We start from the raw sequence: 12,878 nt of genomic DNA on the forward strand, positions 1-12,878 counted from the left end.
TTCGGGCGGCGACGACGCAGACCTGATCGCCGGCGGTGCCGGTGATGACGTCCTGGCCGGCGATGCCGGCGACGATACGGTCGATGGCGGCGCGGGTGCCGACAGCATCGACGGTGGCGACGGCGCCGACAGCCTGGCCGGCGAGGCTGGCAGCGACTCCATTCTCGGTGGTGCAGGCGCCGACACGATCGACGGCGGCGATGACACCGACACCGTTTCGGGCGGAGACGATGCAGACCTGATCGCCGGTGGCGCCGGTGACGACGTGCTGGCGGGCGATGCCGGCGACGACACCGCCTCGGGTGGCGACGACGCCGACCTGATCGCCGGCGGTGCCGGTGACGATGTCCTGGCGGGTGACGCTGGCGACGACACGATCGATGGCGGCGAAGGTGCCGACAGCATCGACGGTGGTGAAGGCGCCGACAGCCTGGCGGGCGGTGCCGGAGCAGACACCATCCTCGGTGGGGCAGGCGCCGATACGATCGAAGGCGGCGATGACGCCGACACCGTTGCCGGTGGCGACGACGCAGACCTGATCGCCGGTGGTGCCGGTGACGACGTCCTGGCGGGTGACGCCGGCGCCGACACGATCGATGGCGGCGAAGGGGCCGACAGCCTGGCCGGCGGCGCCGGCAGCGATTCGATCCTTGGCGGCGCGGGTGCCGACACGATCGAGGGCGGTGCCGACAACGATACGGTCGCCGGCGGCGATGACGCCGACCTGATCGCCGGCGGTGCCGGTGACGACGTCCTGGCGGGCGATGCCGGCGATGACACGATCGAGGGCGGCGAAGGCGACGACAGCATCGCTGGCGGTGCAGGGGCGGATTCCGTCCTGGGCGGCGCTGGCGCCGACACGATCGGCGGCGGCGATGGCAACGACACCGTTGCCGGTGGTGACGATGAGGATCTCATCGGTGGCGGTGCCGGCGATGATGTCCTGGCCGGTGAAGCCGGCGACGACACGATCGATGGTGGCGACGGTGCCGACGATATCGACGGTGGCGAGGGCGCGGACAGCCTGGCGGGCGGTGCCGGCAGCGACACGATCCTGGGCGGTGCCGGAGCCGACACCGTCGCGGGCGGCGAGGATGCCGACCTGATCGCTGGCGGTGCGGGCGATGACGTCCTGTCGGGCGATGCCGGCGCCGACACGATCGATGGCGGCGAGGGTGCCGACAGCCTGGCCGGTGGCGCGGGCAGCGACTCCCTCCTCGGCGGCGCGGGCAACGACACGGTCGACGGCGGCGCCGATGCCGACACCATTGCCGGCGGCGACGGCGTCGACAGCCTTGCTGGCGGTGCAGGCGACGACCTGATCGATGCGGGCATGGGCCACGACACGGTTCAGGGTGGCGATGGCAGCGACACGATCGACGGTGCCTTCGGCAATGACCGGATCGAGGCCGGTGCCGGCGATGACGAAGTCGATGGCGGTGCCGGAAACGACTCGATCTCGGGCGGCGACGGCGACGACCTGATCGCCGGCGCTGGCGGCAGCGACACGGTCGACGGCGGTGCCGGCGCCGACACCATCAGCGGCGATGCGGGGGCGGACTCCGTCTCCGGCGGCGACGGCGACGATGCCATCGACGGCGGCGAGCAGGATGACGTCCTGGCCGGCGATGCCGGCAACGACACGGTCACCGGCGGTGCCGGGCATGACCTGATCGAGGGCGGTACCGGCAATGACAGCCTGATCGGCGACGGTGTCGGCGACGACACCAATGCGGCGATTATCCCCGAATTCGCCGGCATGTACCCGATCGGCATGTCCGACCTGATGCGGCTGGACATCGAGTACCTGCAGTCCAACGCCGGCTACAACAACTCCTACGGCTATTACCTGGCCGACAGCTCCGGCAATCCGATCGGGGGCCAGGTCGTATGGGCCAACGTCAAGACGGGCGACAGCGCCAGCATCGAGCTGAATGCCGCCCAGATGGCGGGCGCCGTCTCCATCGGCTTCTTCATCATCCCCGATGGTGCCGATGCGAATGCCGGCCTGGCCGACGGCACCGACGTGACCTTCCAGATGCAGGGCGGCAAGTGGACCGCGTTTGCCGACGGCCAGCCGCTGGCCGGCCAGGGCAATCCCGCCTACTTCACGGCCAGCTGGCTGAACCCGGACGGCTTCGACCATGAGGTCGACAATGCCGTGCTCGGCAATTCCAACTGGGAAGACCAGCCGGGCGGCGGCGACCAGGACTTCAACGATCTGGGCCTGAACGTCCAGGTCACCAGCGTCGCCATGGGCGACTACAACGACACCATCTTCGGCGGCGAGGGCGATGACACGATCGCCGGCAACCAGGGCGACGACCAGCTGCATGGCGATGCGGGCGACGACCTGATCGCCGGCGGCAGCGGCGACGACACCATCGACGGCGGCGACGGCGCCGATACCATCTCCGGCGACGATGGCGACGACCGCATCACCGGCGGCGCCGGCGACGACTCCATCGATGGCGGCGAGGGCGCCGACCGGATTTGGGGCGGCGCCGACAATGACGCGATCTCCGGCGGTGCCGGCGATGACACCCTCTATGGCGAGGATGGCGACGATACCCTGTCCGGCGGCGCAGGCCGCGACAGCATCTATGGCGGTGCCGGTGCCGACCTCCTTGCCGGTGGCGCGGATGACGACCGGATCGAGGGCGGCGCGGGCAATGACAGCCTGTCCGGCGATGCCGGCGACGATACCCTGCTGGGCGAGGATGGCGATGACAGCCTGGCGGGCGGTGCTGGTGCCGATGTGCTGCGCGGTGGCGCCGGCGATGACCTCATCGACGGCGGTGACGGTGCGGACGATATCGATGGCGGCCACGGCGCCGACACGATCTCCGCCGGTGCCGGCGACGACCAGGTCACCGGTGGCGACGGCGCCGACAGCATCGATGGCGGCGAGGGCGCCGACCATGTGCGGGCCGGTGACGGCGATGACACCGTCTCCGGCGGTGCCGGCAACGACACGCTGCTGGGCGGCGCTGGTGCGGACAGCCTGTCGGGTGGCGACGGTGCGGACGAACTGCGCGGCGAGGCCGGCGACGACACGATCGACGGCGGTGCCGGTGACGACACCATCGACGGCGACGAAGGCGATGACAGCCTGTCCGGCGGCGAGGGTGCCGACCGCATCCTGGGCGGTGCCGGCAACGACACCCTGGATGGGGGCGACGGCGACGACCTGCTGCGCGGCGGCGACGGCGACGATGTCCTGGCCGGCGGGGTCGGTGCGGACGAACTGCTGGGCGAGGCCGGCAACGACACGATCGACGGCGGTGCCGGCGACGACCTAGTCGAAGGAGGAGCCGGTGATGACAGCCTGTCCGGTGGCGCAGGCGTCGACCTGGTGCTCGGCGGCGAAGGCGACGACAGCCTGGATGGCGGTGACGGCGACGACCTGCTGAATGGCGGCGACGGCGACGATGTCATGGCCGGTGGCTCCGGTTCGGACCGCCTGCGTGGCGAGGCCGGTGACGACACCATCGATGGTGGCGATGGCGACGACAGCGTCGATGGCGGCGACGGTGCCGATGTCCTGACCGGCGGCGCCGGTGACGACATGGTCCTCGGCCGTGCCGGGGCGGACAGCATCGACGGCGGCGACGGCAACGACTCGCTGAGCGGCGGCGACGATGACGATACCATCCTGGGCGGTGCAGGCGACGACCGGATCCTGGGCGGCGATGGCGATGACAGCATCGACGGCGGCGCCGATGCGGACTTCATCCGGGCCGGCGACGGCGACGACAGCCTGGCCGGCGGCAGCGGCGACGATACCCTGCTGGCCGGTGCCGGCGCGGACGTCCTGCTGGGCGGCGCCGGCAATGACCGGCTTCGGGGCGAGGCCGGCGACGACACGATGGACGGTGGCGAGGGCGACGACACCCTCGACGGCGATGCCGGCGCGGACAGCCTGTCCGGCGGCGCGGGTGCCGACCGGATCATCGGCGGCGATGGCAATGACAGCCTGGATGGCGGCGACGGCGGTGACCTGCTGCGCGGCGGCGACGGCGACGATGTCGTGGCCGGCGGTGCCGGTGCCGACGACATCCGCGGCGATGCCGGCGACGACACGATTGCGGGCGGCGAGGGCGACGACACCATTTCCGGCGGCGACGGTGCCGACAGCCTGTCCGGCGGCGCGGGGGCCGACCGCATCCTGGCCGGCGATGGCGACGACACCCTGGACGGCGGCGACGGCGACGACGTGCTTCGCGGCGGCGATGGCGCCGACCTGCTGAGCGGCGGCGAAGGTGCCGACGAGCTGCGCGGCGATGCCGGCGACGACACCATCGACGGCGGTGCAGGCAACGACACGATCGAGGGCGGCGACGGGGCGGACAGCCTGTCCGGTGGCGAAGGTGCCGACCGGGTCATCGGCGGCGATGGCGCCGACAGCATCGATGGCGGCGCCGGCGACGACCTGCTGCGTGGCGGTGACGGTGCCGATGTGATCGCAGGCGGCGAAGGCGCCGATGACATCCGCGGCGATGCGGGCGACGACACGATCAGCGGCGGCGACGGCGATGACAGCATCGACGGCGGCGAGGGCGCGGACCTTCTGTCCGGCGGCGAAGGCGCCGACCGCATCCGCGGCCGTGCAGGTGCCGACAGCATCGACGGCGGTGCGGGCGACGACACCCTGGACGGCGGCGACGATGCCGACACCATCCTGGGCGGTGCCGGCAGCGACCGGATCGACGGCGGCGATGGCGATGACAGCATCGACGGCGGTGCCGACGACGACTTCGTGCGGGCCGGCGACGGCGACGACACGGTCGCTGGCGGGACCGGCAACGACACCATCCTGGCAGGCGCCGGTGCAGACGCCCTGCTGGGCGGTGCGGGCAATGACGAGCTGCGCGGCCAGGCCGGCGACGACACGATCGACGGCGGTGACGGCGACGACACCATCGACGGCGACAGCGGTGCCGACAGCCTGTCCGGCGGCGACGGAGCCGACCGGATCCTGGGCGGCGACGGCGATGACAGCATCGACGGCGGTGCCGGCGACGACATCCTGCGCGGCGGTGCCGGCGCGGACCTGGTGTCCGGTGGCGCGGGTGCCGACGACATCCGCGGCGATGCAGGCGACGACACGATCGCGGGCGGTGAGGGCGACGACACCATCTCCGGCGGCGATGGCGCCGACAGCCTGTCCGGCGGCGCGGGTGCCGACCGGATCCTGGGCGGCGACGGCGATGACAGCATCGGCGGCGGCGCGGGCGACGACCTGCTGCGCGGCGGCGACGGCGCCGACCTGCTGAGCGGCGGCGCCGACAACGACACCCTGGAAGGCGGCAACGACAACGACACCCTGTCGGGCGATGCCGGCGACGACAGCCTGGACGGCGGCGCGGGCGACGACCTGCTGGAGGGCGGCGATGGTGCCGACACCCTGGTTGGCGGTGCCGGGGCCGACTCCATCCTTGGCGGCGAAGGGGCGGATTCCGTCCGCGCCGGCGACGGTGCCGACACGGTGGCCGGCGGCGCCGGGGATGACGCCATCGACGGCGGCAAGGGCGACGACCTGCTGGCCGGTGAGGAAGGCGACGACCTTCTGGACGGCGATGACGGGGCAGACATCCTGTCGGGCGGCGCCGGCGACGACACCCTGCTTGGCGGCAAGGGCGCCGACAGCCTGTCCGGCGGCGACGGAAATGACAGCCTGGATGGCGGCCGCGACGGTGACCTGCTGGACGGCGGTGCGGGCGATGACGTCCTGGCCGGCGGCGCGGGCGATGACAGCCTGTCCGGTGGCGCGGGCGGCGACAGCCTGTCCGGCGGCGACGGTGCCGATACCCTGTCCGGCGATGCCGGCAACGACTCGGTCGATGGCGGCTCGGGCGACGACCTGGTCACCGGCGGTGCCGGCGATGACAGCCTGTCCGGCGGCCGCGGCGACGACCTGCTGCAGGGCGGTGCCGGGAACGACGTGATCGACGGCGGCCATGACGACGACACCGTTGAAGGCGGTGACGGCGACGACCTGCTGTCGGGCGGTGCGGGCGCGGATTCCATCGGGGGCGGCGAAGGTGCCGACACGGTCGATGGCGGTTCCGGCGACGACCTGATCCATGCCGGTGCCGATGACGACCTGGTCGCGGCCGGCAGCGGCGCGGACACCGTGCTCGGCGAGGGCGGCGACGACAGCCTGTCGGGCGATGACGACGACGACCTGATCCACGGCGACAGCGGCGAGGAGAGCGTCACCACCGGCGGCGACTTCTCCGGCACCATCACGGCGGCGAACGTTGCCAGCACCGGCGGCGGCTTCACCGTCACGGCGCAGAAGCTGGACCCCAGCGGCCAGCCGATGACCCCCTCGGCGGGCGACATCTCCTACAGCGACGGTGGCTTCGGCGTGAAGGGCGGCACCGCCGGCCCGGCGGTGCAGATCGGCCGCAACACCAGCTCCGGCGAATCCGACGCGATCATCGTCGACTTCGACCAGCTGGTGGGCAGCTCCGACGTCTCCGTCCGTCGCCTGTTCCGGAACGAGGGCGCGGGCGGCGAGACCGGCCACTGGTACGCCTATCGCGCCGGGATCCTGGTGGGCGAGGGCGCCTTCCAGGCGCTGAGCGGGCATGAGCTGGACTTCAGCATCGACCTGGCGGGCGAGGGCGGCTTCGACAAGCTGGTGTTCAAGGCGGATCCCTATCCGGGCCAGGGTGCGACGGGCGGCGGCGACAGCTCCGACTACCTGATCGAGCAGATCAGCTTCACCGGCCTGCCGGTGGAGATGCCGGCGCCGGGCGGCGACGACACGATCGCCGGCGGCGCGGGCCACGACACCGTCTACGGCGATGGCGGCGACGACAGCATCAGCGGCGATGCCGGCAGTGACAGCCTGCTGGGCGGCACCGGCGACGACACCATCGATGGCGGCACCGGCGCGGACGAGATCCTGGGCGGCCTGGGCGACGACGTCCTGTCCGGCGGCGCCGATGACGACCTCATCGACGGCGGCGAGGGTGCGGACAGCATCGACGGCGGCACCGGCCACGACACCATCTTCGGCGGCGACGGCGACGACACTGTCGACGGTGGTGACGGCAATGACCGGATCTTCGCCGGCGACGGCGACGACGTCCTGTCCGGCGGCGCGGGCCATGACTCCATCGACGGCGATGCGGGTGCGGACCTGATTGCCGGCGGTGCGGGCAACGACACCCTGGACGGCGGTGCCGGCGACGACACGATCGACGGCGGCGACGGCAATGACCGGATCTATGCCGGCGACGGCGACGACTCCCTGGATGGCGGCGCGGGCCACGACTCCCTCGACGGCGATGCGGGCGACGACCTGATCGCCGGCGGCGACGGCAACGACACCATCGATGCCGGTGCCGGTGGCGACACCGTCTCCGGCGGGGCCGGCCGCGATGCGATCGACGGCGGCGACGGGGCGGATTCCATCGATGGCGGCGCGGATGCCGATACCATCGACGGCGGCGCGGGCGCCGACACCATCGACGGCGGCGACGGCGACGACCGGATCTTCGCCGGCGACGGCGACGACGTTCTGTCCGGCGGCGACGGCAAGGACTCCATCGACGGCGATGCCGGCGATGACGCGATCGACGGCGGTGCCGGCAACGACACCCTGGACGGCGGTGCAGGCGCCGACACTCTCTCTGGCGGCGCGGGCCGCGATGCGATCGACGGCGGTGCCGGTGCGGACGAGGTCTTCGGTGGGACCGGCCGCGATACGGTCGATGGCGGCGACGGCGACGACCTGATCGACGGCGGCGCGGACGACGACTGGCTGTATGGCGGGGTCGGCGACGACACGGTGACCGGCGGCGCGGGCGACGACCTGATCGACGGCGGTGTCGGCGACGACCTGCTGGTCGGCGACGGGGTGAACCTCGACACCGCCGACCTGCTGTCCCAATCCGGCGGCCTCTATGCGGTGGGCGATGCCGACCTGGTCCGGCTGGATGTCGAGTACCTGCTGTCCAACGCCGGCTACAACAGCTCCTACGGCTTCTACCTGGCGGATGCCAACGGCAACCCGCTGTCGGGCCAGGTGATCTGGTCGAACGTCAAGAACGGCGACAGCACCACGATCGAACTGACCCGGGCGCAGCTGGGCGGCGCGGTCGCGGTCGGCTTCTTCATCATCCCCGACGGGGCGGACAAGAATGCCGGCCTGGCCGATGGCACCGATGTCAGCTTCCAGGAGGTCTCCGGCAAGTGGACCGCCTTTGCTGGTGGCCAGCCGCTGGCGGGTCAGGGCAATCCGGCCTACTTCACCGATGCGGGCCTGAACGCCGACGGCTTCGACCATGAGGGCGACAGCGCCCTGCCGGGCAATTCCAACTGGGAAGACCTGGCCGGCGGCGGCGACCAGGACTTCAACGATATCGGCCTGAACGTCCAGGTCACCGGCATCGTCCAGGGCAGCTACAACGACACGATCACCGGTGATGCCGGCAACGACGTGATCGAGGGCAACCAGGGCGACGACGTGATCAGCGGCGGCCTGGGCGACGACCTCATCGACGGCGGCACCGGCAACGACCGGATCGACGCGGGCGAGGGCGACGACACGGTTGCCGGCGGCGAAGGCAATGACCGGATCGATGCCGGCGACGGCAATGACGTCATCGACGGCGGCGCCGGCCATGACAGCATCGATGCCGGTGCAGGCGACGACACGGCCGAGGGCGGCGCGGGCAATGACAGCCTGTACGGCCTGGAAGGCGATGACAGCCTGTCCGGCGGCGAAGGCGACGATGCGATCGACGGCGATGCGGGCGAGGACACCCTGTCCGGCGGTGCCGGCGGTGACCGGATCGACGGTGGCGACGGTGCCGACCTGATCGACGCCGGCAGCGGCGACGACCGGGTCTGGGGCGGTGACGATGCCGACACGATCACCGGCGGCGACGGCGCCGATTCCCTGGCGGGCCAGAACGGCGACGATGTCGTCGACGGCGGCGCCGACGACGACCGCATCTATGGCGGCGAAGGTGATGACAGCCTCTCCGGCGGTACTGGCGACGACTATATCCAGGGCGACGACTGCCCGATCGAGCATCCCGACGAGGTGACCTACGGCAACAACCTGGTCATGAACTGGGATTTCGAGGCCGGCGGGACCGGCCACGGCGCCGGCTTCACCGACGTGCCGCACTGGACCGCGGACGGCGGCTACGAGGTGCATCTGGCGAGCGTCTATGGCCGCTCTGACGACGGCCATCACCAGGTCTTCGAGCTGGATGCCCATCCGGGCCACACCCAGATCAGCCAGGCCATTGCCGGCCTGACCGCCGGCCAGGAACTGGAGCTGGCGTTCGACGTGGCGATGCGGACCCAGAACACCACAGCCGCCGACGGCTTGCAGGTGTACTGGAACGGCGAGTTGGTCGCGGAGCTGACGGACCTGGGCGACTGGGACCGCTTTACCTACACGGTGGAGGCCGGCTCCGGCGACGGCAGCGACACCCTGTCCTTCAAGGGCATCGGCGTGGAGAACACGTTCGGCGCGCTGCTGGACAACATCTCGCTGCGCACGGTCACCCACTCCATCCCGGCCGATGCCAGCTACAACGACACCATCGACGGCGGGGTCGGCGACGACACGATCGACGGCATGCTGGGCGACGACGTGATCGACGGCGGCGACGGCGACGATGTCATCGACGGCGGCTCCGGCGACGACAGCATTCTGGGCGGCGCTGGCGCCGACAGCATCCAGGGCGGCAGCGGCACCGACACCATCCAGGGCGGTTCCGGCGCCGACAAGATCTGGGGCGGCCTGGACGACGACCTGCTGTCGGGCGGCGATGACGACGACAGCCTCTACGGCGACGAAGGCGACGACCTGCTGGACGGCGAGGACGGCGACGACCGGCTGTCCGGCGGCAGCGGTGCCGATACCCTGCTGGGCGGTGCCGGCAATGACAGCCTCTATGGCGGCGACGATGCCGACCAGCTCGAGGGCGGCGCCGGCAACGACAACCTGTTCGGCGACAACGGTGCGGACAGCCTGTCCGGCGGCGATGGCGACGACACGATGTCCGGCGGCGACGGCGCCGACACGATCCTCGGCGGTGCCGGCGCGGACAGCGCTGCCGGTGGCGATGGCGACGACTCCATCGACGGCGGGGCGGGCGACGATGTCCTGGCCGGCAATGACGGCGAGGACGTGATCCGCGGCCGGGAGGGCCATGACAGCATCGAGGGCGGCAACGACGACGACCAGCTGTACGGCGACCAGGGCGACGACACCGTCATCGGCGGCGAGGGCGACGACTATATCGAGGGCGGCACCGGCGACGACCTGATCCAGGGCGACGGCGTGGCGGAGCAGTCGAGCGAGACGGCGGTGAGCCAGAGCGGCGGCCTCTACGCGATCGGCGGCGCGGACAGCATGACGATCGATGTCGAGTACCTGCCCTGGGAAGGCGGTGGCGATGGCGGGGGCTACGACCTCCCCGTCTACAACCATGCGCTGTCGAACATCGTCCTCTATCTCGACGACGGCAATGGCGGCATCTCCAAGGTCAAGATCGAGGACTTCCCCGGCGGTTCGGGCGAGATCCACGACCCCAACAGCCTGCCGCTCGACGCCTTCGTCGCGGCGAACTATCCCGGGACCGAGATTGTGGCTGTGGCCGTCAAGGCGGGGAACAATCACGACCCACAGGCCGGGCCTGGCGAGGGCCAGCTGACCATCGTCGATGACAGCTATGAGCGCGAGGATTTGCCGCTCGCCGACCATGTCGATGCCGAATGGTCCTATGGCCCGGCATTCGACGGCCTGGCCGGCGGCAGCGGCAACGACACCCTGGGTGGCGGCGCCGGCTATGACAGTTCATACGGCTTCTATCTGGCCGACGCGGCGGGCAACCCGATCGGCGGCCAGGTGATCTGGTCGAACGTCAAGCAGGGCGACCAGGCAAGCCTGAACCTCACCGCCGCGCAGCTGGCGGGCGCGGCATCGATCGGCTTCTTCCTCATCCCCGACGGTGCCAATGCCAATCCGGGGCTCACCGATGGCGCGGAGGTCACCTTCCAGCAGGTCAATGGTGTCTGGACCGCCTTCGTGGACGGGCAGCCGCTGGCCGGCGCGGGCAATCCGGTCTACTTCACCGACGCCGCGCTCAATCCGGACGGCTACGACCATGAGGCCGACAACCTGCTGGCCGGCAATTCCAACTGGGAGGATCTGGCAGGCGGTGGCGACCAGGACTTCAACGATGTCGCGCTGAACGTCTCGGTCACCCGGACGATCGGTGCCACCTACAACGACACCGTGTTCGGCGGCGAAGGTCGCGACACCATCTACGGCAACCAGGGCGACGACGTCCTGCATGGCGGCGATGGCAACGACACGATAGAGGGCGGCGACGGCGACGACCTGATCTATGGCGATGCCGGCAATGACCTGCTGCGCGGCGGTGCCGGCAGCGATACCCTGCTGGGTGGCGAAGGCGATGACCTGCTCTATGGCGATGCCGGCGACGACAGCCTGGAAGGCGGTGCCGGTGACGACACGATCGAGGGCGGCGACGGCGACGACCTGCTGCGCGGCGGTGCGGACTATGACGTGCTGCGCGGCGACAAGGGGGTCGACACCCTGTACGGCGATGCCGGCGACGACCTGCTGTACGGCGGCAACGACAATGACGTGCTGTATGGCGGCACCGGCTATGACCAGCTCTATGGCGAGAAGGGCGACGACCTGCTGCTGGGCGAGGCCGGCGACGACCTGCTGTATGGCGGCAAGGGCGACGATACGATCGAGGGCGGCGACGGCTACGACGTGGTCTTCGGCGACCAGGGCGACGATTCCATCGATGGCGGCGGCAGCTTCGACGACCTTTATGGCGGCGACGGCAACGACACCATCCTGGGCGGCGAGGGCATCGACTATATCTACGGCGAGAAGGGCGACGACCAGATCGCCGGCGGCGACGACTGGGACCTGATCTACGGCGGCAAGGGTCACGACACGATCGAAGGCAATGCCGGCGACGACTGGATGTACGGCGACGACGGCGACTTCGCCAATGGCGGCGGCGACGACCTGATGATCGGCGGCGCGGGCTGGGACACCATCCATGGCGAGGCCGGCGACGACACCCTGTATGGCGGCGAGGGCACCGACTGGCTGACCGGCTGGAGCGGCGACGACCTGCTGTACGGCGGCGAGGACGGCGACCATCTGTGGGGCTATGCCGGCAAGGACACCCTGTTCGGCGGTTCCGGCGTCGACTCCCTGGACGGCGGTGACGGCGACGACCTGCTGATGGGCGGCGAAGGCCACGACTTCTACTATATCGGCCGCAAGAACCCCGGCACCGGATCCAATGACGACATGATCCTGGACGATGACGAAGGGTGCATGGCGATCTACGGCAATTACGGGCCGCTGAACGGCGGCACCGATACCGTCGTGCTGTCCGACCTGTCCTTCCAGAAGGGGCCGGGCATGTGGAAAATCTCGCTCGACGACGGCACTTCGGTGACCTTCGACCCGACCAAGATCGTCCAGATCGATCTGCGCGAAGGCCCGGCACCGGAGGGCAATACCCAGGTGCTGAAGTGGAACGGTTCCACCTACGACGTCTACGACGAGGGCGGCACCAACTTCCTGGGCTATACCATCGACGACCTGATGTAGGCAGGCGAATGTCCGGCAGGCGCGGCACGGCGCCGGGCCTGCCGGACCGCCCTGACCCGGCCTCTCCCGGCGGCCGGCAGCGATGCCGGGAGAACAGGGCAGGGTTGCAATTTCATGAAGCTGGCCACATATTTTGCGCGATTTCGGTTTCGCCCGGCAGGGTTCCTCTTGTCGGGCATAACCGCTGGAGCGGAGAGACGCACGATGGAACAGGAAAACCAGACGACCCGCG

General features: G+C 70.7%; 1 protein-coding gene and 1 pseudogene. Both read left to right on the top strand.

Annotated features, from left to right (window positions below):
• Nucleotides 1-52: 52 nt before the first annotated feature.
• A pseudogene (locus tag ACFOGJ_RS24390) lies at nucleotides 53-1,330 on the top strand (calcium-binding protein); the annotation flags it as partial.
• 3 nt (nucleotides 1,331-1,333) lie between these two features.
• Nucleotides 1,334-12,646, top strand: a complete 11,313-nt coding sequence (locus ACFOGJ_RS24395) for a DUF4114 domain-containing protein (protein ID WP_379905783.1) — start codon at nucleotides 1,334-1,336, stop codon at nucleotides 12,644-12,646.
• The last annotated feature ends 232 nt before the right edge of the window (nucleotides 12,647-12,878 follow it).

The organism is Marinibaculum pumilum (genome assembly GCF_042646425.1).
Classification (GTDB): Bacteria; Pseudomonadota; Alphaproteobacteria; order Ferrovibrionales; family Ferrovibrionaceae; genus Marinibaculum; species Marinibaculum pumilum.

Coding starts and splice junctions, on each gene's coding strand:
- ACFOGJ_RS24395 (WP_379905783.1), top strand. CDS start 1,334: ATGGGCCACGACACGGTTCAGGGTGGCGATGGCAGCGACACGATCGAC.